Source organism: Pseudomonas sp. R28(2017), assembly GCF_002112505.1.
Taxonomy (GTDB): Bacteria; Pseudomonadota; Gammaproteobacteria; order Pseudomonadales; family Pseudomonadaceae; genus Aquipseudomonas.
The window spans coordinates 1-22,036 of record NZ_NEHW01000021.1 but is presented as its reverse complement, the minus strand read 5'-3'; the positions used below and the strand labels follow the sequence as shown (position 1 = coordinate 22,036).

Below are 22,036 nucleotides of genomic sequence, written 5' to 3'. Positions count from 1 at the left end.
ACACATGAGTAATCAGGCCCGCCTGCTGCCCTCGCTGCTCGACCGACTGCTGGACGACCGTCCGTACCAGTCGGCCGAAGCGGCTGCGCAGCGCACCTGTTCGCTGGCCGAGTACAAGGCGAGCATCGTCCGCGACCTCGAGGTGCTGGTGAATACCCGCCAGTCCCTGGTCGCCGAGGAACTCGACGGCTTCAAGCAGCTCGGTGGTTCCATCCTTGAATACGGCATGCCCGACTTCATCAGCCGCAGCGTGCTCGACCCCCATGATCGCCGGCTCATCCAGCAACAGCTGGAGCGGGCGATCAGCACCGGCGACCGGCGTTTCCGCCGGGTGCAAGTGCAACTGCTGGCCCAGGAAAACGGCCACCGCATGTTGACCTTCCGCGTGGACGCCGTGCTGCGTCTGCAGGACATCAGCCGCCAGGTGTCGTTCGACGCCGTGCTGCAGGTCAACACCCAGGAATACAAAGTGCAGAACCTCAACTGATGCTCGACGAACTGCTGCCCTACTACGAAAAGGAACTGTCGCACCTGCGCTTCCTCGGCCAGGAGTTTGCCGCGCAGTACCCGAAGATTGCTTCGCGGCTGCTGATCGAGGGTGACAACTGCGAAGACCCGCACACCGAGCGCCTGATCGAGGCGTTCTCGTTCCTGTCTGCGCGGGTGCACAAAAAGCTCGATGACGAGTTTCCGGAAATCGTCGAATCCTTCCTTGAGGTGCTGTACCCGCACTACCTGCGCCCTACGCCGTCGATGTCGATCGCCGAGCTGAGCCTGGGCAAGCATGAAAAGGTCACCGAGGCCTACCGCGTGGCGCGCCACACCGAGATGCAGGCCAATGCCGTGGAAGGCGTGGTTTGCAAGTTCCGCACCTGCTACCCGGTAGAACTGTGGCCGATCAGCGTGCAACAGGCCTCGTTCGCAGAGATGGAGCGTTCGGCGTTCAATGGCCACAGCGCATCGCTGGTGGCACGCCTGCGCATCCGCCTGCGAGCCACCAGCGATGCGCTGTTCGGCCAGATGGAAATCGACCGCCTGCGGTTCTTCCTCGACGGCGAAGCGACGCTGATGCTGCAGCTGTACGAGCTGCTGTTCAACAACCTGGCCAAAGCCACCCTGAGCTTCCAGGACGAAGGCCGCAGCCGCGAAGTCGCGCTGCCGGCCACAGCCCTGAAGGCCGTGGGCTATGCCCGCGACGAAGGCCTGGTGGACTACTCCGAGCGCTCGTTCCTGGGCTACCGCCTGCTGCACGAGTACTTCACCTTCCCCGACAAATTCATGTTCTTCGACCTCAGTGGTTTTGCCCGCATCCTGCAGGGCAAGGCGATCGAAGAGGTCGAGGTCAACTTCTACTTCAGCGACTACGACCTCAGCGAGCGCCTGGCGCGGCTGAGCCAGAACATCGGGCGCAACAACTTCAAGCTCAACTGCACGCCGATCATCAACCTGTTCCGCCAGCAGGCCGAGCCGATCAAGCTGACCCACACCCAGCACGAATACCCGGTCATCCCCGACACCCGGCTGCACAATGCTGCCGAAGTGGTGTCGATCGACCGCGTGCGGCGGGTGCGCAAGATCGGCGGCATCGACCAGGTCGCCACCTGCCAGCCGTTCTTCGAGCCGCGTGGCGAGCAAGACCCGCACACCAGCTTCTGGATCGCCCGGCGGCGCAACCAGGGCGACGCCACGGCCATGAGCATCCGCGTGGTCGACCGTGACCTGGAACTGATCGACGCCAGCACTGACACCCTCAGCATCGGCCTCACCTGCAGCAACCGCGATGTGCCCTTGATGCTGCCGTTCGGTGGCGACCGGGGTGAGTTCAACTTCCCGGCCAACTCGGTGATCAAGGATATCCGCTGCCTGCGCAAACCGACCGCCACCGTGCGCGTGCCGCTGGGCAAGGGCCTGATCTGGCGTCTGATTTCGCACCTGTCGCTGAACCACCTGTCGCTGGTCAGCCAGGGCCGCGAAGTGCTGCTCGAGCTGCTGTCGCTGTACAACTACCGCAATGTCTCGGCCATTCGCAAACAGATCAACGGCATCAAGGCGATCAGCAGCGAGCCGGTGGTCGCGCGCATCGGCCACCCACGGCCGAACTTCGTGCGGGGCGTGGGCATCACCCTGACCCTTGACGAAAGCCAGTTCACCGGCAGCGGCGTGTTCCTGTTCGGCATGGTGCTGGACCACTTCTTCGGCCAGTACTGCTCGATGAACAGTTTCACCCAACTGAGCCTGCGCTCCCAACAACGAGAAAAGAGAATCGTCCAATGGCCAGCACGCACTGGCGATCAGCCCCTGGTCTGATCGATCAGGCCCGAGCCGAGCCGCACCGATTCGAATTCTTTCAATTGGTGCGCCTGCTCCGCCTGCACTACAGCCGTACCGGGCGCATGGACCTGGCAACCCGGCCGCACGAAGACCCGCTGCGTTTTCGCACCCAGCTGTCGCTGGCGTTCCCGGCCAGCGAGGTCAGCGACCTGCACTTCGAGCGCGAAGGCAAGGTATCTGCGGCCGGCCTGCCACTGTCGGAGGTGCAAGTCACCTTCATGGGCCTGGTCGGGCCCTCGGGCGTGCTGCCGCGCCCGTACACCGAGCTGCTGCTCGAGCGCCACGTGCAGTACCGCGACGATGCAGCCCATGCGTTTCTCGACATCTTCTCGCACCGCATGACCACGCTGTTCTACGAGGCCTGGCAGAAGTACAAATTCCATATCGAGCACGAGCGCAACGGCACCTCGGGCTTCGATGGCTATCTGCTCAACCTGGTCGGCCTGGGCCCGCGTGCGCAGAAGCTCAAGTTCGAAGAACAGCCGTCGGCGCTGCGCCGCGAGCTGTTCAGCTACTTTGCCGGGCTGCTCAGCCAGAAGCCACGCAACGCGCTCAATCTCGAAGTGATGCTCGGCTTCTATTTTTCGCTGCCGATCAAGGCCAAGCAGTTCGCCGGGCGCTGGCTGAACCTGCAGCCCGAGCAATGTACCCAGCTGGGGCGCAAGAACGCGCAGCTGGGCCACAGTGCGGTCGCCGGCAACCGGGTCTGGGACTACCAGTCGAGCATCCGTATCGAACTGGGCCCGCTGAGCCTTGCCGATTACCAGCGTTTCCAGCCGGGTACCGCGTGCTACCGCAAGCTGGTCGAGCTGGTGCGCTTCTATATAGGCGCCGAGCTGGACTTCGAAATCGCCCCGCGCCTCAAGCGCGAGGCCGTGCCACGCGCCCAGCTGGGCCGCAGCGGCAATGTCGCGCTGGGCTGGCTGGGCTGGCTCAAACGCCCTGGCCGTGACGCGGAGCCTTCGCGTTGCGCCGTTTTCCACATTCCTTACGATGGGGTCGCCTTGTGAACCTGAAGTCTCTGTTCGCCAAGCTCAACGAAACCAGCCGCACGGCCACCGAAAGCGCGGCGGCCCTGTGCCTGTCGGAGCACCACTACGACGTCGAGGTGGAGCACCTGCTGCTGCAGCTGCTCGACAACGACGACAGCGACCTGGCACCGATCCTGCGCCACTACGACGTGGTCGCCGAGCGCCTGCAGGCGCAGCTGGTTACCGCCCTGGGCACCTTCAAGAAAGGCAACACCCGCACCCCGGCGCTGTCGCCGCACATCACCCGCATGATCGAACAGGCCTGGCTGCTGGCCTCGATCGAGTACGGCGTCGGCCAGGTGCGCAGCGCTCACCTGCTGCAGGCCCTGCTCGACGATGCCGAACTGCGCCGCGTGGTGGTCGCTTCGGCACCTGAGCTTGAGAAAATCAACGCCGACGACCTGCGCCTGAACCTCGCCGCCCTGGTCGAAGGCAGCGCCGAATCGAAACAGGCCAGCGCCCTTGCCAGCCCGGCAGCACCGGTGGCCAGCAACACCAAGGCCGGCGGCAAGACCCCGGCGCTGGACCAGTACACCGTCAACCTCACCCAGAGCGCCCGTGAAGGCCGCATCGACCCGGTGCTGGGCCGCGAGTTCGAGGTGCGGCAGATGGTCGACATCCTCACCCGCCGCCGGCAGAACAACCCGATCCTCACCGGTGAAGCCGGGGTCGGTAAAACCGCCGTGGTCGAAGGCCTGGCCCTGCGCATCGCCCAGGGTGACGTGCCAGCGGTACTCAAGGGCGTCGCCCTGCACACCCTCGACCTGGGCCTGCTGCAGGCCGGTGCCGGGGTCAAGGGCGAGTTCGAGAACCGCCTCAAGGCCGTGATCGAAGAGGTCAAGCGCAGCCTGCACCCGATCATCCTGTTCATCGACGAAGCCCACACCCTGATCGGCTCCGGCGGCCAGGCCGGGCAGAACGATGCCGCCAACCTGCTCAAGCCGGCCCTGGCCCGTGGCGAGCTGCGCACCATCGCCGCCACCACCTGGGCCGAATACAAGAAGTACTTCGAGAAGGACGCCGCCCTCGCCCGCCGCTTCCAGGTGGTCAAGGTCGAAGAGCCTGACGAAGACAAGGCCATTCACATGCTCCGTGGCCTGCTCGGCAAGATGCGCGAGCACCACAAGGTGGCGGTGATGGACGAAGCGCTGGTGCAGGCGGTGCGCCTGTCCAGCCGCTACATCACCGGCCGCCAGCTGCCCGACAAGGCCGTCAGCGTGCTCGACACCGCCTGCGCGCGCATCGCCCTGGCGCAGTCGTCGCAGCCCGGTGCGCTGGAAGACTGCCGCCGGCAGATCGACAACCTGCAGGCCGAAATCGCCGTGCTCGGCCACGAAGCCGGCAAGGGCCACGACCACGCCCGCCGCCTCGGTGAGCTGCAGGCGGCCCTGCAAAGCGAGCAACAGCAGGAACAGCAACTGAACGAGCAGTGGCAGCAGGAGCTGGCGCTGGTCGAACAGCTAAAGGCGCTGGATGCCGCCAACGACGCCGACGCCGCGCAGCTCAACGCCCTGCGCAGCGAACTGGCCCGCGTGCAAGGCGACCAGCCACTGGTCCACGCGCTGGTCGACAGCGGCGCCATCGCCCAGGTCATCAGCGGCTGGACCGGCATCCCGCTGGGCAAGATGCTGCGTGACGAGATCGACACCGTGCAGCGCCTGCCAGCCCTGCTCGGCGAGCGCGTGCTGGGTCAGGACCACGCCCTGCACGAGATCGGCAAGCGCATCAAGATTTCCCGCGCGCGCATGGAAGACCCGAACAAGCCGATCGGCGTGTTCCTGCTGCTCGGCCCCAGCGGCGTCGGCAAGACTGAAACCGCCCTGGCCCTGGCCGACACCCTGTATGGCGGTGAACGCAACCTGATCACCATCAACATGTCCGAGTACCAGGAGGCGCATACCGTGTCGAGCCTCAAGGGCTCGCCACCCGGCTACGTCGGCTACGGCGAAGGCGGTGTGCTGACCGAAGCCGTGCGCCGCAAGCCGTACAGCGTGGTGCTGCTCGACGAGGTGGAAAAGGCCCACCCCGACGTGCTCGAACTGTTCTTCCAGGTGTTCGACAAGGGCGTGCTGGACGACGGCGAGGGCCGCGAGATCAACTTCCGCAACACGGTGATCATCCTCACCTCCAACACCGGCACCGAGCGCATCATGCAGACCTGCCTGAACGCCGCCGAACTGCCGACGCCGGCCGCCATCGTCGAAGGCCTGCGCGACGAGCTCAACCAGGTGTTCAAGCCGGCCTTCCTCGGCCGCCTGAGCATCGTGCCGTTCTACCCGGTGCAGGACCAGATCCTCGAGCGCATCGTCGCCCTCAAGCTCGAACGCATCGCCAAGCGCTTCGCCCGCAACCACCAGGCCGAACTGAGCTACGACGAGGCGCTGGTCAAGGCCATTGCCGCGCGCTGCACCGAGGTCGACAGCGGTGCGCGCAACATCGACAACATTCTGTCCCAGACCCTGATGCCCGAACTCGCCCAGCGCGTACTCGAGCGCATGGCCCAGGACGCGCCGATCGAGCGCCTGGCGATCGAGCTGGGCAGCGATGGCGATTTCGCCTATCGCCTGGCCTGAACCGTACAAGGAGGTTTAGCCGTCATGCACCACAAGCCCACCGCCCTCAAGCGCCTGACCACCGCCGCCCTGCTGCTGGCATTGGCCGGCTGCGGGGTCACCGACCGTATCGGCAAACGCATGGATGACAGCTGGGCGGCCGACATGCTGGCCGACAGCGAGAAGGTCATCCTGACGTCCGACGGCGGCAACCAGCTCAACCCCGATGTCGAGGGCAAACCGCTGTCGGTGGTGATGCGCGTGTACCAGCTGACCGACCTCGAACGCTTCGCCGCCACCGATGCCGAGACCCTCTGGGACACCCCGGAAAAGGCCCTCGGCAACACCCTGGTGGAAGCCCGCGAGATCACCCTGCTGCCGGGCATCGGCCAAATCGACCAGTGGCCGCTGGCCAAGAGCGCGCGCTACGTGGGTGTGGCGGCGTTCTTCCGTGACGAACAGGACGCGCGCTGGAAAGTCGCCTTCGACGCCAACTCGCTGCGCAAGGACGGCATCTGGTTCTCCTCCGACGGCCTGCGGGTGCTGGTGGACAAGACCGAAATCAGCGCCATGCGCGGCGTCGACGTACTGAACAAGCCGCCGACCGCAGACCAGCTGGCGGCCGCACAGAAGGCCAAGGAAGCCGAACCGACCCTCACCGACAAGGTGCAGGACGCGGTGCTCGACAAGGCCACCGATGTTGCCGGCCGGTCGGCGCAGAACGCGGCAGATAAAACCCTCAACTCTTTAGTGGATAGCGTCAAATGAGCAAGCAGAGCCGGGTGATGTGGTCGGAAGGCATGTTCCTGCTGCCCCAGCACTTCCAGTACCAGGATGAGTTCCACCAGCACCAGCTGGCCGAGGCTACCCTGCGCGGCACCCCGTTCCATTGGGGTGTGCAGACGCTGCAGGTGGACGAGGATGCCCTGGCCAACGGTTCGCTGCAGCTCAAGCGCCTGAAGCTGGTGTTTCCCGATGGCAGCCTGTACGACGCCCCGCAGCACGACCCGCTGCCGGCCGCGCGTGACCTCAAGGACCTGCTCAAGGCCAACGACCTGAAGGTCTATGCCGCGCTCAAGCTGCCCGAGCCGTTCGGCCTCAACTACGTCGAGGATGGCCATGAGCACAAGGCCGCCCGGCGCTTTCGCAAGCAGTTCGACACCCTGCCCGACCTCAACGAAGGCGAGCTGGAAAACGAGATCACCAGCCTGCGCCTGAACGTGGTGCTGCTGGTCGACGGTGACAACCTGGACGGCTACAGCCATTGCCCGCTGGCCCAGCTAACGCGCAACAGCATGGGCGGTTTCAGCCTCGACCCGCATTTCGTTCACCCGACCCTGCACCTGGGCAGCCATGAGACCCTGGCCGGCATCGGCAAGCGTTTGCTGGGCGCCTTGCAGGCCAAGAACAAGGCGCTGTCGGGCCGGCGCCGCGAGCGCGCCGACCAGATCGCCGAGTTCGGTTCCAGCGACGTCACCCTGTTCTGGTTGCTGAACACCGTCAACCGGGCCCACCCGCAGCTCGCTCACCTGCTGGCCCACCCGCGCCTGCACCCGGAGCGCCTGTACCTGTTCCTCGCCGACCTGGCTGGCGGCCTGCTGACCTTCAGCCTGGACACCCAGCTCAGCGATATCCCCGAGTACGATCACCATGACCCGGCGGCGTCGCTGGTCAAGCTCGACGAAATGATCCGGGTGATGCTCGACAACGTCGTGCCCAACCAGTGCATCGTCATCGACCTGACCCTGACCAAACCGGGGCACTGGCAGGGCAAGCTGCGCGACCCGCGCCTGGTCGAAGCCGACTTCTATATCGCGGTGCACGCCGACATGCCCGGTGCCAGCCTGCTGGAGCTGGTGCCGCGGGCCTTCAAGGTCGGCTCGCCGGAAGACATCGAGGTGGTGGTCAACAGCGCCATGCCTGGCGTCACCCTCAACCACGCTGCACGCCTGCCGAACGCGATCCCGGTGCGCCTGGACAACCAGTACTTCGCCATCGAGCCCCACGGCCATGTGTACGAGCGAATGATGAATGCCCAGACCATCTGCTTCTACGCGCCCAGCGCCTTTACCAACCTCAAGCTTGAACTGATGGCGGTGCTCAAATGACCGAAGCCGTACTGCAACAGGGCGCCGTCGCGGCCGCCAACGACAAACCGACGCTCAAGGACCTGGTCCAGGACTTCATCAGCATGGCGCTGATCGTGCGCCGTGGCCGCCAGGTCACCTCGGTGCAGGCCTTCGAAGGCAGCGTCGAGCGCTTCTTCGCCAACCTCGAACGCGATGCCCGTGCCGCCAACTACAGCGTCGAGCAGGTCAAGGACACCCAGTACGCCCTGTGCGCGTTCCTCGATGAAAGCGTGCTGCGCTCGGGTGACAACGAACTGCGCCGGCACTTCGAGCTGCAGCCGCTGCAGTTCCGCTACTTCGGTGTGCACCTTGCCGGCGAAGGCTTCTACGAGAAGGTCGACGCACTGCGTGCCGACGTCAAGCAGAACATCGACGTGCTGGAGGTGTACCACCTGTGCCTGGCACTGGGCTTCGAAGGCAAGTTCAGCGTCGGCCAGAAGGACCAGCTGCGCTACCTGGCCAACACCCTCGGCCAGGACATCGCCCGCTACCGCAAGGCGCCCAAGGCCCTGTCACCGGACTGGGCGCTGCCCGACCAGGTGTCGCAGATGCTGCGCCACGAGGTGCCGCTGTGGGTGTACCTGGCGCTGATCGCGCTGGTCTGCGTCGCCGTGTACCTGACGCTCGACTGGTTGCTGGACAAGGACGTCGCTGCGCTTTCCGAACAAATCCGCCAGCTGTTCAGTGCCTGAGCACACCTCAGGTAGCCGAGTCAGGAAGACATGAAAACATTACTGCGTCTGTTGAAAAGTTTCTGGATTCTCCTGCCACTGCTGTGGCTGGCGAGCCTGTTGATCTGCTGGCTGGTCGCGCCGCTGGTGCCGTGGCTGCGCCATCACGTGCCCGAAGCGCTGGCGATCATCAGCGCCTGCTTCCTGCTGGTGATCGTATTGCGCCAGTACCAGCGCATCCGCGCCGAGCACAACCTGGAGAACCTCCTGCAGATGGAGGTCGACCGCTCGTGGAATGCCACCGGCGAATTCCGTGACCAGCAGGTGCTGCGCGAGCGCCTCAAGCACGCCATCGCCATGCTGCGCACCGACCGCTCCGCCGGCGGTGGCGGCAAGGCGGCGCTGTCCGACCTGCCCTGGTACCTGGTGATCGGCATGTCGGCCGCCGGCAAGACCTCGCTGCTGACCCATTCGGGCCTGTCGGCCAGCATCGCCACGGCCAGCGACAGTGAAAGCGGCACCCAGCACTGCGACTGGTACTTCAGCCCTGACGCGGTGATGATCGACACTGCCGGCCGCTACCTGCGCGACGACCAGTCGGCCAGCGAGTTCTCGGCCTTCCTGCGCATGCTGCGCAAGCAGCGTGGCAAGGCCGCGATCAACGGCCTGGTGCTGGTGGTGAGCCTGCCCGAACTGCTGGCTGCCAATAGCGAACAACGCACTGCCTGGGCCGCCCAACTGGCGGCGCGGGTGGAAGAGTACGCCGAGTGCCTTGGCGCCAACCCGCCGATCTACCTGATGCTGAGCAAGACCGACCAGCTGCCGGGCTTCAACCAGGCCTTCGACGGCCTCGACCTGCACGAACGCCAGCAGCCGCTGGGCATGACCTTCGGCCTTTCGGAAATCCGCAACAATGGCCTGCATGCCGTGCTGCAGACGCGCCTGAAGAACCTCCAGGGCCATGTTCGCCAGCACGTCGACGCGCAGATGATCGCCCTTGGCGCCGAGGCTGACAGCACCCTGCTGAACTTCCCACAGTACTTCGCCGAACTGAGCGGCATTCTCGAACAGTTCCTCGAACACTTCACCCACGGCCACCGCGGCGGCGCCCCGCTGCTGCTGCGCGGCCTGTACTTCACCAGTGCCCTGCAGACCGAGCAGCACCTTGGGCAGGTCTACGAAGATGCCATCGCCGACGAGTTCGCCCTGAAGCTCGCCTATGATGACGGCACTGAAAACGCCAGCAAGGCCGCGGGTAACCGCAGCTACTTCATTACCGATACCTTCCGCCGGGTGATCTTCCCCGATCGTGACCTGACGCTGTTCCAGTCGCGCATGGGCCGCCAGCGTGCATTCAGCCCGCTGCTGCTGGGCCTGGCGGCAGCCACCGGCGTGCTGTTCATCGGCTGGCAGGCGCTGTCGTTCGCCAACAACCGCCAGTGGCTTTACAGCCTGCGCGGGCAACTGGCGCAGATCGAGCAGGCCGAAGACCGCGAGCAGTTGCTGGCCGCCGGCAAGGGCCTGGAAGTGCTGCGCGAACAAATGGCCACCGTCGAGGCCCATCGCCTGCAAGGTGTGCCGCTGCCATTGAGCGCCGGCCTGTACCATGGCGAGGCCATCCACCAGATAACCCGCACGGCTTACCTGACGCAACTGCGCAGCCAGGCGCTGGAGCCGATCGCCCGCAGCCTGCAAGTGCAGATGCGCGCCTTCAACACCTTCGCCAGCGGCATCAACCAGGAACTGGAGTTCACCCCCGCGCCGCAACCGAAGAAGCGCAACGGCAAGCCATTGGCACCCGCCGTTGCCGCCAGGGCCCAGGCCGCGCTGGGCAACACCCGCGCCGGCGCCTATGCAGCCAAGGTCAACCTGGCCACCGCCAGCGATGCCGCCGAACTGTCGGCCACCACCGGTGGCCTGTCGCTGTCCGAGGAAATGCTCGGGCGCCTGGACGAACAGCAAGTGGCGTCGATCATCGATGCCTACAACACCCTCAAGCTCTACTTGTTGCTGACCGAGCCCAAGGCCCATCCAGACGCCGCCTTCGTCGCCGCCAGCCTGCCGCAGGCCTGGGCCAGCGCCGCCGGTGAAGGCACCCCGGCCGATGCCGGCGTGATCGAAGAAAACGCCCCCCTGTACGTGCAGTTGCTGGAACAAGGCGAAGCACCGTCGTTGCCACGCAACGAGCAGCTGATCAACGAAACCCGGGAAAACCTCAAGGCGTTCATGATCTCCAGCTCGCTGGTCGATCGCGAATACCTGCGCCTGCAGCTCGAATCGAGCCGCCAGTTCCCGGCGCTGAGCCTCAATGACCTGGTGCCGCAACCGGGGCGCGCATTGCTGTATGGCTCTGCCGGCGTGCCAGCGATCTACACCCGTCAGGGCTGGGACACCTTCGTCAAGCCCGAGCTGATCAAGCTGGTATCAGGCAACCTGCGCAACGAGTCTGACTGGGTACTGGACGGCGAAGGCGGCGATGCCATCGTGCAGAAGGCCAACTTCGTTCGCGAGTTCATGACCCGCTACAAGCGCGACTACACCCAGGCCTGGTACAAGATGGTCAGCAGCGTCGGCGTGCGTCATTTTGCCGACCTGGCCTCGGCCACCCAGCAACTGGGCCTGCTCAGTGATGTGCAGAACTCGCCGGTGAAGAACCTGCTGGCGGCGGTCAACGACAACACCCAGTGGGACCTGCCGGTCAAGCACGCCATCCCGACCCCTGGTGCCACCCGCGAGGACGGCTTCTGGAGCAAGGTCTCCGGCCTGATCGACAGCAAAGACGCCCTCCCCGTCAACGTCGCCCCGGTACTGCCGGCGGTCGATGACGGCAGCCTGGCCAAGCGCTTCGAGCCGGTGGCGCGGGTGTTTGCCGAGAACAATGCCGAAGGCGCCGACAGCACCATCATGGACCGCTACCTGGCTGCGCTGCGCAAGCTCAAGGTGCGCATGAACAACATCCAGCGCTCGCAGGATGTGGGCAAGAGCAGCAAGCAGCTGATCAGCGAAACCCTGGAAGGCCAGCCGAGCGAAGTCACCACCGTGCGCAACTACGTGGAAAGCAGTATCGACACCAGCCAGGACGGCCTGTCGCGCTCGCTGCAGGGGCTGTTCAGCCTGCCGATCCAGTACGCCTGGGCGACCCTGCGCGACCCAGCCGGCCAGCAGATCGCCAAAGCCTGGGCACAGCAGATTGCCAAACCGTGGGAACAGGTCATGGCGCACCGCTACCCGATTGCTGGCGGTAGCCGCAACGAGGCATCGGTGAAAGACCTGCAGCGCTTCGTCGACCCTGACAGCGGCCTGCTGCCAGCCTTCAAGCGCAACGAGATCGGCAACCTGGCCGGCGGTGAAGGCCTGGGTGCCGGCGACGGCAAGGGACCGGCGCTGGTCAACCCGCGCATGCTCAACAGCATCGACAAGGCCAGCTCCGTGGGCCAGGTGATCGCCAGCCTGTCGGACCGTGACAACGGTTTCGAGATCATGCTCGACCCATCGGCCAACTTTACTGACATCGTGTTCACCCTCGACGGCCAGGAACAGCACTACCGGAACGGTCGCAGCAGCTGGAACCGTTTTGCCTGGCCGGGCACCAGCAACGCGCCTGGCGCCCGCCTGGACGTGGTCACCCTGAGCGGCGCACGGGTCACCGTGTTCGACTTCCCGGGGCGCTGGGGCCTGCTGCGCATGAACGAAAGCGCCCGGGTCGAAGACCTCGACGGCATCCAGCAGCGCTTCAGCTGGAACACCGCCAACGGCCGGGTGAGCCTGGTGGTGCGCAACTTCGGTGGGGTAAAGCTGACCGACCTGGGTGACGTCAAGGCCCTCAGCGCCCTCAACGACAGGGGCGCGCAATGATCGGTTGCTTCGGCAAGCTGCCGTCGAGCGCAGACTTCGTCAGCCTGCATGGCGCGGCGGAGGAAGTCTGCGAGTTCGACGCCTGGCTGCAGTCTTCGCTGGCGGCGATGCGCCACCGCGAGGACTGGCAGGCGTTGTTCGACGCGCTGCCGATGTGCCTGTTCAACTACCGTGCGCGCAACGGCAACTGGCTGCTCGGTGGCCTGCTCAGCTCACGTGACGCCAGCCAGCGGCGCTACCCGTTCTTCATCTTCCAGTTGCTCAAGGGCGAGGAAGGCGCGGCGCTGGTCAACCCGTTCACCCTCGGTGAGCTGTTCAGCGCTCAGATCAAGCCGTTGCTGCACCAGGCAGTGCAAGGCGCCGACTGCGCCAGCCTGTTCGAACGGATCAAGGCCCTGCGCCCGCTGCAGGCCCAGGACCTCGACCTGTTCCGCCGTGTGCACGCCAAGTTCCTCCACGACTACAGCTTCGCAGACGTCGCCCGCGCCCTGCACGGCTCCTGGCCGGGCTTCGACAGTGCCACCGCACTGGCGCGGCTGCAGGCCAGCCGGACCACGCTGCACGGCGACTTCGAAGGCGGCATCGAACTGCCGCTGCCGGCCGAACGCGGCCTGAAAAACCCCACGGCCGACCTCTGGTTGACCTGGCTGACGCGCATGAGCGGGCAACCGAGCGTGCCGGCGGTGAGCCTGCTGGCCGACGACTTCATGCACCCGCGCCTTTACTGCTTCCCGTCGCGCCACGCCAGCAGTGCCTATCGCCTGCTCAGTGGCTGCGCCGAAACGCAGCAGCACCTGGAACTGCTCAGCCCGCTGGCTGCGGTGCCGCGCGCACACGATTACGACCGACCTCTTGAACACGTCATCGACCAGTTCGTCGATGCGCTGGATGCGACGCCTGTATGAACAAGATCAAGTACTACTGCCTGCGTTACCAACCCTACCTGCTGGGGGTGGCGTTCTTTCTGGCGATTTTCCTGGTCTGGGCCATCGGCCGCGCCCTGGGCTTCGCTTCGCTGCACAGCCTGCTGGCGGGCATCGGCGTGTTCCTGCTGCTGTCGGCGGGCTATGTACTGCTGCTGTACCGCGGTGCCGGCCAGCACCACAACCTCGAAGGCCTGCTGCGCGACGATGCCGACCAGGCCGTGCTCAACGCCGTACCGGCCGACCGCGAGGAAATCAGCCTGCTGCGCGAACGCCTGCTGCAGAGCATCGAGCGCCTGCACAGCAACAAACAGCGCGGTAGCGCTGCCAAGGATGCTCTGTACGCCCTGCCCTGGTACCTGGTGATCGGCCAGCCGGCGGCGGGCAAGAGCACCATGATCCTGCAATCGGGCCTGAACTTCCCTTATGCCGAGCGTGAAGGCGCACGGGTGTCGGGCCTGGGCGGCACGCGCAACTGCGACTGGTTCTTCAGCTCCGAAGCGGTACTGCTGGACACCGCCGGGCGCTACATGAACAGCCCCGAAGAAGCCGGCAAGTGGCGCGGCTTCCTGCAGCTGCTGCGCCAGCACCGTCAGCGCCGCCCGCTCAATGGCCTGATCGTCAGCGTCAGCATCACCGACATCCTGCATGGCTCGGCCGAAGACCAGGAACGCGTGGCCAAGCGCCTGCGCGAACGCATCCAGGAAAGCTGCGCGCTGCTGGAAGTGCGCCTGCCGATCTACCTGGTGTTCACCAAGTGCGACCTGATCCCCGGCTTCACCCCGTTCTACCGCCAGCTGGATGACGCCGCGCGCGGCGAGGTGATGGGCAAGACCTTCTCGCACAAGGGCTTTGAGCAGGCCGACTGGGGCCAGCGCTTTGGCAGGGCGATGGACGAGCTGACCGGCTACTGGCAGCAGGTGGCGAGCCAGCAACTGGTGCAGCAGGACATCCAGGTGACCCTGCAGAACAACGCCGCCTACCGCTTCCCGCTGGAGCTGGCAGCGCTCAAGCCGCGCCTGCAGCAGTTCGTCGACAGCCTGTTGCGTGCCAACCCGTATCAGCATGCCGAGATGCTGCGTGGCTTCTATTTCACCGCCGCACTGGAGGCTGACGAGGCCCAATGGGGCAGCCACGGCCAGCATGTGGCCGAACGCTTCTCCCTCGAACAGGACGCCGACGCCGCGGGTGCCGGCAGCCAACCGGCGCCGCTGTTCATCAACAGCCTGTTCCGCAAGGTGATCATCCCCGACCAGCACCTGGTGGCGCTGTACACCAGCAACCACCGCGAACGCCGGCGCAAGGGCGCCTGGGTGGCCGCTGCCAGCCTGGCGGGCCTGGTGCTGTGCAGCCTGTGGGGTTGGTCGTACCTGAACAACCGCGCCACCCTGGCCAGCATTGCCAGCGAACTGGCCCAGGCCAAGGCCGAAGACAAGGCCGCCAGCGGCCAGTACACCGCCTGGCGCAGCCTTGACCGCCTGCGCTTCTGGACCGCGCACTACTATCAGCAGCACCACGATCAGGGCGTGCCGCTGGGCATGCGCCTGGGCCTGTACCAGGGCCATGAGGTGGAGCCGATCCTGCGCAATCGCTACTTCGCCACCCTTCAGAACGTGATGCTCAAGCCCACGGCCGACAACCTGACCCGCACCCTGTACCTGCTGACCACGCTCAAGGTCTACCAGCGCAACGCCCGCGAGCTGCAGCCGGTGAGCGGTGTCGACAGCGTCGAGGCCGAGGCCCTGCCCCATGACAACCGCGCGCAATCCATCGCCGACTTCGGCAAGGCGACCCTGGACACCTACGTGATGCTATCCCCGGCCCAGCGCGAGAAGGCCGACCCGGCCTTCCTCAAGGCACGCCTGCCGGACTACTGGTACCCGGCCATCGCCCGCCAAACCGGCAAGAGCCTGGCTGTGGCCGGCAGCGAGAGTGGCAACCAGGACTACCTGTACGCCAGCCGCCAGATCACTTTCTACAGCGACCAGATCCGTGAGCCGGACGTGCCACGCATCCTCGACAACGCGTTCCTGATGTCCAGTTCGCGCAATTACATCGACAGCCTGCGTGCCCAGTCGCTGCGCTCGATCGAGACCATCACGCTGGAGTCCGACACGCTGTTCGCCTTCGGCCGCGCCGACTTCCAGAGCCTGAAGAACGAGGGCCAGAACCAGTTGAGCGCGATCGCCAGCAAACTGCTGAACACGCCCAATATCGGCAAGATCGTCATCTCCGGCCACGCCGACCAGCTCGGCGATAGCCAGGGCAACCTGCAGGTGTCGAAACAACGGGCGCAGACCATCCGCACCTACCTGGTGGGCAAGGGCGTGCCCGCCGAACTGGTGGTCGCCCAGGGCGAAGGCAGCCGCAAGCCGCTGGTCAACTGCGACATGCAGCAGCCGCGAGCGCAGCTGATCAAGTGCCTTGAGCCCAACCGCCGGGTAGAAATCGAAGTGCGCGGGCTCAACTGAGGCCGCGCCGCAAGAACCGGCCACCTGGGCCTCACAGGAGGAGGCCCGGAGGGCGGCAAGCTACCTCGGCCGACGTGTTCGGCGAGGTCAAAACCAAGGGGTGCATGAGCAACCCTTCAAATGATGTTAATGGAGAGTTTCACAATGGCTTTTGACGCGTATATCCAAATCGACGGCATCCCAGGCGAAGTACTGGATGAAAAACACAAGGACTGGATCGAAGTGCTGGGCTACGAGTACGGCGCCACCCAAGCTACCTCGGCTACCGCCAGCTCCTCGGGCGGTGCGTCCTCCGAGCGTGTTGCCCTGAGCGACTTCAAGATCCGCAAGGCAGTCGACAAGGCTTCGGCCAAGCTGTTCGAACACTGCTGCACCGGCAAGCACATCGCCAAGCTGAAGCTGAACGTCAACCGTGCCGGTGGCGATAAGGTCACCTACCTGACCATCGACATGGAAGAAGTCGTGGTGTCGTCGGTCAAGTTCGTCGCCGGTGGCAACCAGGGCGGTGAAGACAAGGCCGTGAGCGACCTGCCGATCGAAGAGATCAGCTTCAACTTCGCCCGCATCAAGACCACCTACACCCAGCAGAACCGTACCGACGGCCAGGCTGGCGGCAACATCGTCGGTGGCTGGGACCGCACCGCGAACAAAGTGTTCGCCTAAGCACTTGCTTGCCCATGGGCCGCGCAGGCGGCCCATGTTCCGCAGCGTGCCGGCTTGCCCGGCACGCCGCTCCCCTCCCCTGATCAGAGTGTGATATGCCTGAAATCCTCAACGACCTTTCGCTGGCCGAGCTGGCCGCACCGATCGACGGTGGCAGTGGCGAAGACTTGAGCTTCTCCGCCTTGTTCGACCAGATCAAGGAGGCACGCCGGGCAGACCCTGACTACCTGACCCAGGGCGACTGGCAGACCGACCTGAAAACCGCCGACTGGGAGCAGGTCGTCCAGCTTTCGGCCCAGGGGCTGGCGCAACAGAGCAAGGACCTGATGCTGGTCGCCTGGCTCAGCGAAGGCCTGGCCCAGCGCGAGCATTTCGAAGGTATCAGCTTCGGCCTCGAGCTGACCGAACGCATCCTCGACACGTTCTGGGACAGCGTCTACCCGTCGCTCGAAGACGGCCTGGACGAGCGCGCCGCGCGCCTTTCCTGGCTCAAGACCACGCTTACCGACATTGCCGGTGGCTTGCCCATCACCCAAGGGCAGAATTTCGGCGTACTGCGCTATGACGAATCACGCCATGTAGAAAACCTCGCCTTGCAGAACCCCAAGGCGATGCAGACCGCGTTGAACGAAGGCAAGATCAACGCCGAGATCTTCCAGCGCTCGGTGGCCCTCAGCGACACCGAGCACCTGCGCACCAAGGCCTTGCAGATTGCCGCCAGCCTGCAGGCCTGCAACCGCCTGCAAGCCAGTACCGACCGCCTGTTCGGCCACGAAGCCCCAAGCTTCGCCAGCCTTGCCGACATGCTGTCGCGCGCCAGCCAGCTGGCCGAGAAACTGCTCAAGGACCGCGGCGTCGAGTTGCACCCGGCGGTCGTGCCAGTCGCAGACCCCGTCGCCACCGTTGCCCCAATCAGCGAAGCAGGTGAACCGATGAACACGCCCGCCCAGGCCACCGCGCCCGCGTCCATGCGCACCACGCCACTGACTCGCGACGAGGCCTTCACCATGCTCGCGGGCATTGCCCAGTTCTTCAAGCAGAGCGAACCGCAAAGCCCGGTGCCGTACCTGATCGAGCGCGCCATCAAGTGGGGCAACATGCCGCTGGAAGGCTGGCTGAGCGATGTAATCAAGGACAGCAATGTCGTGGACAACATTCGCGATGTACTGGGTACCCGCGAGCCAAGGTCATGAAATCGGCGCTGCTCAAAGAGTCGACAATAGCCAGATGGCTACTTCTAGGCAGCACCTTCGTTGCTGCCTTGAGTGCCTGTTCGCTTAGTCAGACTCCGCCCATGCCCAGCGACGATCAAGCGTATTATTTTGGCAGGTATACCTTCACTGCCCCCACGGACGGCAGCGGCATCTGGTCAGCCTACGACGTGATAGGCGAAAGAATCGAGCTGATCAGCCACGATGGCAGGCAGGACATCGACAAGCATCTTGACGAGCGCATTGCAGGCCTCAAAAAAATGCAGAAATTTGGATATGCCGCCTATGACCAAACCATTCGCCTGGATGGCGGTGGGGCCATCGTGGTATCGAAAGATAGATATTATGATTTTGACATATTTTATCTGACCGACAAAAACATGCTCTACCGCCAGAAAGTAGACATGATAGATCTCCCATCATTGAACAAAGCCACCAGTCTGGCTCGTGAAGTGAACTCTTACATTCATTTCCGAAGCCTCTCCGATCCACCACCAACAAACACGTTTGCCATCGAAAATGGCTACATGAAGCTACCGATCGACAAGTTCAACGAGCAAGTTTCCATCGGCCTTCCGGTGACTTCGATTCCGGGCATTCACTTGACATTCGACACCCGAGTCATAGGCCGGCCGGAGCCTGGGCTGATCGCGCGATATGAGCAAAGAACGTCGGGCTTCGTCATGCCGCTATTGATGAAGCTCATCACTCGCTCAACTGTATTGAGGAAGACGCGAAAAGAAGTAGCAGGCCTGATGTTCGACGAACTGCTGATCAGGTCCAGAGCCGAGGGCAAAAACGTCTACGCCTTCCGCCTCGAATACCCCGGCACGCCAGATTCCAGCCTGGAGCCCTACACCGTACTCGAACTCAGCACCGTGGACAGCGGCCCGGGATTCATGAATGACGCGCAAGCCCTGCAGTTCTGGGATCGTTTGACCAGCAGCTTGAGACGCCTGTAGCGTTACCCGTCCAACAACAGCAAGCCGATGGTCACCAGCAACTGCACGGCAACGGTGCAACTGAACCACTTGGGCCGGTACCCACACACCCAGACCAGAGCATTCAATACCGAGGTAATCATGTTAGTCAGCAAGAAGAACACCAGGCCCCAAATGGCTGGGTGGTTGCTGCTCAGAAATGGCGTAAAGCCATTTACCTCGAAGGCGGTATAGAGCGAGAACAGCACACCGACTACGGCGATGGCGAGGGAGGTAAAACCGAGGCAGCGCGGCAAGCGGGTAACAAAAGGCGTCATGCGGGGCAGTGCTCCTTGAAAAGGCACAGTCTACCCAGAAGCACCCCCGCCACAAACCATGCCCGGTCGCGCCTGCCGTTGAAAATGCTGTTAACGTGAGCGCTCCCCACCGCCAAGGACTGCGCCATGTCGCCACGCCCCACCACCCCAACAGGCTTCATCCGCGTCCGTGGCGCCCGCGAGCACAACCTGAAGAACGTCGACGTCGACATCCCCCGCGACGCGCTGGTGGTGTTCACCGGCGTGTCTGGCTCGGGCAAGTCGTCACTGGCCTTCTCCACCCTCTACGCCGAAGCCCAGCGCCGCTACTTCGAATCGGTCGCGCCCTATGCCCGGCGCCTGATCGACCAGGTCGGCGTGCCGGACGTCGACGCCATCGAAGGCCTGCCGCCGGCCGTGGCCCTGCAGCAGCAACGCGGCACGCCCAGCGCGCGCTCGTCGGTAGGCAGCGTCACCACCCTGTCCAGCTCGATCCGCATGCTCTACTCCCGCGCCGGCAGCTACCCGGCCGGGCAACCGATGCTGTACGCCGAAGACTTCTCGCCCAATACCCCGCAAGGCGCCTGCCCGGAGTGCCATGGGCTGGGCCGGGTCTATGAAGTGACCGAAGCGACCATGGTCCCCGACCCTTCACTGACTATTCGCGAGCGTGCCGTTGCGGCCTGGCCGATGGCCTGGCAGGGGCAGAACCTGCGCGACATCCTGGTGACCTTGGGCTATGACGTCGACATCCCTTGGCGTGACCTGCCCCAGGAACAGCGCGACTGGATCCTCTACACCGAAGAGACGCCCACCGTGCCGGTGTATGCCGGCCTGACCCCGGCGCAGACCCGCGCCGCACTCAAGCGCAAACTGGAACCGAGTTACCAGGGAACGTTCAGCGGTGCCCGGCGCTACGTGCTGCATACCTTCATGCACTCGCAGAGCGCGCAGATGCGCAAGCGCGTGTCGCAGTACATGCGCCCCAGCCCGTGCCCGTCGTGCCAGGGCAAGCGGCTCAAGCGTGCAGCGCTGGACGTGACCTTTGCCGGGCGCGACATCGGCGAGCTGTCGCGGCTGCCATTGCAGGCGCTGGCCGAGGTGTTCCGCCAGGTCGCGGCGCCAGGCTACCTGGAGCAGCACGATGACAACCTGACCCTGGAAAAGCGCCTGGCCGCGCAACGCATCGCCAATGAATTGCTGGAGCGCATCGACACCCTGATCGACCTGGGCCTGGGCTACCTGGCGCTGGAGCGCAGCACGCCGACGCTGTCGTTTGGCGAACTGCAACGGCTGCGCCTGGCCACCCAGCTCAATTCACAGCTGTTCGGGGTGATCTACGTGCTCGACGAACCCTCGGCGGGCTTGCACCCGGCCGACAGCGAAGCGTTGTTCGATGCCTTGCAGCGGCTCAAGCAGGCCGGCAACTCGGTGTATGTGGTAGAGCACGACCTGGACACCATGCGCCGCGCCGACTGGCTGGTGGACGTCGGCCCGGCAGCCGGCGAGCACGGCGGGCAGGTGCTGTACAGCGGCCCACCGGCTGGACTGGCGCAGGTCGAAGCCTCGCGCACCGCCGCCTACCTGTTCGCCGAGCAGCAGCGTCACGCACACACGCCACGCCAGCCGCACGACTGGCTGGCACTCGAAGGCATCACCCGCAACAACCTCGACAACCTCAGCGCGCGCTTTCCGCTGGGTTGCTTCACCTCGGTCACCGGTATTTCCGGTTCGGGCAAATCGAGCCTGGTCAGCCAGGCCCTGCTGGAGCTGGTCGGTGCCCATCTCGGCCATGCCGAGCAACGGGCCGAACCTGAAGAGCAAAGCCTTGAGGATGAACCCGAACAGTTCAGCGCCGGGCGTGTCAGCGCGGGGCTCGACAGCATCAAGCGGTTGGTGCAGGTGGACCAGAAGCCCATTGGCCGGACGCCGCGCTCCAACCTCGCGACCTACACCGGGTTGTTCGACCATGTGCGCAAGCTGTTCGCCGCCACCGAGCAGGCCAAGGCCAGCGGTTTCGATGCCGGGCGGTTCTCGTTCAACGTGGCCAAGGGCCGTTGCGACAACTGCGAGGGTGAAGGCTTCGTCAGCGTCGAACTGTTGTTCATGCCCAGCGTCTACGCGCCCTGCCCGACCTGCCATGGCGCACGTTACAACCCCGAGACCCTGGCGGTGACGTGGCAGGGCATGAACATCGCCCAGGTGCTGCAACTGACGGTCGAGCAGGCGCTTGGGGTGTTCGCCGAGCAGCCGGCGGCGCGGCGTTGCCTGCAGGTGCTGCAGGACATCGGCCTGGGCTACTTGCGCCTGGGCCAGCCGGCGACCGAACTGTCCGGCGGCGAGGCGCAGCGGATCAAGCTGGCCACCGAGCTGCAGCGCGTGGCCCGTGGGGCGACCTTGTATGTGCTGGACGAGCCCACCAACGGGCTGCATCCACAGGACATCGACCGCTTGCTGGTGCAGCTCAACCGGTTGGTCGAGGCTGGGCACAGTGTGGTGGTGGTCGAGCACGACATGCGCGTGGTGGCGCAGAGTGACTGGGTGATCGACATCGGGCCGGGGGCTGGGGATGCCGGCGGCCAGGTAGTGGTCAGTGGCACGCCGCAAGTGGTGGCTGGGTGTGCTGACAGCCGCACTGCCGCGTTTCTCGCCCGGGCATTGAAGGGTATGCCTTGAGATTTGCAGCGCCTGGGAGATCGAGCGCCGCCCGCGCGGCGCATCGCGAGCTGCGCTCGCTCCTACGTTTGTTTCCGGCCAGTAACGCCTGTGCCAGGCGCGCGCGACCGCCTTGTTGGTACGACGCGATATCGCGCCATGCGCCAAGGCGTTCGCGCGAAAATCCTCAGGAATAATTGGCCCGAAGCAAACGTAGGAGCCAACTGTCTTTCGCTTCCACCCGACCAACGCACATATCAGGGTGGGCAGGCGCTAAGTCTGCCTTCCCGATACACCTTCAAACTGG

General features: G+C 64.8%; 15 protein-coding genes. 14 read left to right on the top strand and 1 reads right to left on the bottom strand.

Features of this window, described 5'->3' with window-relative positions; genetic code table 11:
• The first annotated feature begins 4 nt into the window (after window positions 1-4).
• The 13 genes from tssE (at window position 5) to CAF78_RS25715 (ending at window position 18,799) form a co-directional block, all read left to right on the top strand.
• Window positions 5-487, top strand: coding sequence for a type VI secretion system baseplate subunit TssE (tssE, locus tag CAF78_RS25775; protein WP_085679592.1), 483 nt, complete (start codon window positions 5-7; stop codon window positions 485-487).
• Window positions 487-2,307 carry a type VI secretion system baseplate subunit TssF gene (tssF, locus tag CAF78_RS25770; RefSeq protein ID WP_085679588.1) on the top strand — a complete coding sequence of 607 codons (1,821 nt, stop codon included), beginning with the start codon at window positions 487-489 and terminating at the stop codon, window positions 2,305-2,307. The genes tssE and tssF overlap by 1 nt, the downstream gene beginning before the upstream one ends.
• A complete protein-coding gene (gene tssG, locus CAF78_RS25765) occupies window positions 2,271-3,341 on the top strand; it encodes a type VI secretion system baseplate subunit TssG (protein ID WP_085679585.1) in 1,071 nt (356 codons plus the stop codon). The genes tssF and tssG overlap by 37 nt, the downstream gene beginning before the upstream one ends.
• Window positions 3,338-5,935, top strand: coding sequence for a type VI secretion system ATPase TssH (gene tssH / locus CAF78_RS25760; protein WP_085679582.1), 2,598 nt, complete (start codon window positions 3,338-3,340; stop codon window positions 5,933-5,935). The genes tssG and tssH overlap by 4 nt, the downstream gene beginning before the upstream one ends.
• 24 nt (window positions 5,936-5,959) lie before the next feature.
• Window positions 5,960-6,682 (top strand): type VI secretion system lipoprotein TssJ, encoded by a 723-nt coding sequence (tssJ, locus tag CAF78_RS25755; RefSeq protein ID WP_085679579.1) that lies wholly within the window; start codon window positions 5,960-5,962, stop codon window positions 6,680-6,682.
• Complete coding sequence (tssK, locus tag CAF78_RS25750) at window positions 6,679-8,022, top strand: type VI secretion system baseplate subunit TssK (protein ID WP_085679576.1); 1,344 nt, start codon at window positions 6,679-6,681, stop codon at window positions 8,020-8,022. Before tssJ ends, tssK begins: the two co-directional genes overlap by 4 nt.
• Window positions 8,019-8,735 (top strand): type IVB secretion system protein IcmH/DotU, encoded by a 717-nt coding sequence (gene icmH, locus CAF78_RS25745; RefSeq protein WP_085679573.1) that lies wholly within the window; start codon window positions 8,019-8,021, stop codon window positions 8,733-8,735. Before tssK ends, icmH begins: the two co-directional genes overlap by 4 nt.
• Before the next feature lie 30 nt (window positions 8,736-8,765).
• Window positions 8,766-12,569 carry a type VI secretion protein IcmF/TssM N-terminal domain-containing protein gene (locus CAF78_RS25740; RefSeq protein WP_085679570.1) on the top strand — a complete coding sequence of 1,268 codons (3,804 nt, stop codon included), beginning with the start codon at window positions 8,766-8,768 and terminating at the stop codon, window positions 12,567-12,569.
• On the top strand, window positions 12,566-13,474 hold the full coding sequence (tagF, locus tag CAF78_RS25735; RefSeq protein ID WP_085679567.1) for a type VI secretion system-associated protein TagF: 909 nt from the start codon (window positions 12,566-12,568) through the stop codon (window positions 13,472-13,474). Before CAF78_RS25740 ends, tagF begins: the two co-directional genes overlap by 4 nt.
• Entirely contained in the window at window positions 13,471-15,963 is a 2,493-nt protein-coding gene (gene tssM, locus CAF78_RS25730) for a type VI secretion system membrane subunit TssM (RefSeq protein WP_085679563.1), read from the top strand. Before tagF ends, tssM begins: the two co-directional genes overlap by 4 nt.
• A gap of 144 nt (window positions 15,964-16,107) precedes the next feature.
• Window positions 16,108-16,626, top strand: a complete 519-nt coding sequence (locus CAF78_RS25725) for a type VI secretion system tube protein Hcp (RefSeq protein ID WP_085679560.1) — start codon at window positions 16,108-16,110, stop codon at window positions 16,624-16,626.
• Between the two features lie 95 nt (window positions 16,627-16,721).
• Window positions 16,722-17,819, top strand: a complete 1,098-nt coding sequence (gene tssA / locus CAF78_RS25720) for a type VI secretion system protein TssA (protein ID WP_085679557.1) — start codon at window positions 16,722-16,724, stop codon at window positions 17,817-17,819.
• Window positions 17,816-18,799 (top strand): T6SS immunity protein Tli4 family protein, encoded by a 984-nt coding sequence (locus CAF78_RS25715; RefSeq protein WP_143515123.1) that lies wholly within the window; start codon window positions 17,816-17,818, stop codon window positions 18,797-18,799. The genes tssA and CAF78_RS25715 overlap by 4 nt, the downstream gene beginning before the upstream one ends.
• 2 nt (window positions 18,800-18,801) lie before the next feature.
• On the opposite strand, the gene CAF78_RS25710 is transcribed toward CAF78_RS25715, so the two are convergent.
• Entirely contained in the window at window positions 18,802-19,095 is a 294-nt protein-coding gene (locus tag CAF78_RS25710) for a hypothetical protein (protein WP_085679551.1), read from the bottom strand.
• Window positions 19,096-19,221: 126 nt separating this feature from the next.
• Here CAF78_RS25710 and uvrA point away from each other — a divergent pair, with 126 nt between their 5' ends.
• Entirely contained in the window at window positions 19,222-21,750 is a 2,529-nt protein-coding gene (gene uvrA / locus CAF78_RS25705; RefSeq protein ID WP_085679548.1) for an excinuclease ABC subunit UvrA, read from the top strand.
• The last annotated feature ends 286 nt before the right edge of the window (window positions 21,751-22,036 follow it).

What these genes read in the sequence shown, in the direction of transcription:
- tagF (WP_085679567.1), top strand. Translation starts at nt 12,566, where the DNA reads ATGATCGGTTGCTTCGGCAAGCTGCCGTCGAGCGCAGACTTCGTCAGC.
- tssK (WP_085679576.1), top strand. Translation starts at nt 6,679, where the DNA reads ATGAGCAAGCAGAGCCGGGTGATGTGGTCGGAAGGCATGTTCCTGCTG.
- tssM (WP_085679563.1), top strand. Translation starts at nt 13,471, where the DNA reads ATGAACAAGATCAAGTACTACTGCCTGCGTTACCAACCCTACCTGCTG.
- tssJ (WP_085679579.1), top strand. Translation starts at nt 5,960, where the DNA reads ATGCACCACAAGCCCACCGCCCTCAAGCGCCTGACCACCGCCGCCCTG.
- icmH (WP_085679573.1), top strand. Translation starts at nt 8,019, where the DNA reads ATGACCGAAGCCGTACTGCAACAGGGCGCCGTCGCGGCCGCCAACGAC.
- CAF78_RS25725 (WP_085679560.1), top strand. Translation starts at nt 16,108, where the DNA reads ATGGCTTTTGACGCGTATATCCAAATCGACGGCATCCCAGGCGAAGTA.
- CAF78_RS25710 (WP_085679551.1), bottom strand. Translation starts at nt 19,095, where the DNA reads ATGACGCCTTTTGTTACCCGCTTGCCGCGCTGCCTCGGTTTTACCTCC.
- CAF78_RS25715 (WP_143515123.1), top strand. Translation starts at nt 17,816, where the DNA reads ATGAAATCGGCGCTGCTCAAAGAGTCGACAATAGCCAGATGGCTACTT.
- CAF78_RS25740 (WP_085679570.1), top strand. Translation starts at nt 8,766, where the DNA reads ATGAAAACATTACTGCGTCTGTTGAAAAGTTTCTGGATTCTCCTGCCA.
- tssE (WP_085679592.1), top strand. Translation starts at nt 5, where the DNA reads ATGAGTAATCAGGCCCGCCTGCTGCCCTCGCTGCTCGACCGACTGCTG.
- uvrA (WP_085679548.1), top strand. Translation starts at nt 19,222, where the DNA reads ATGTCGCCACGCCCCACCACCCCAACAGGCTTCATCCGCGTCCGTGGC.
- tssA (WP_085679557.1), top strand. Translation starts at nt 16,722, where the DNA reads ATGCCTGAAATCCTCAACGACCTTTCGCTGGCCGAGCTGGCCGCACCG.
- tssF (WP_085679588.1), top strand. Translation starts at nt 487, where the DNA reads ATGCTCGACGAACTGCTGCCCTACTACGAAAAGGAACTGTCGCACCTG.
- tssG (WP_085679585.1), top strand. Translation starts at nt 2,271, where the DNA reads ATGGCCAGCACGCACTGGCGATCAGCCCCTGGTCTGATCGATCAGGCC.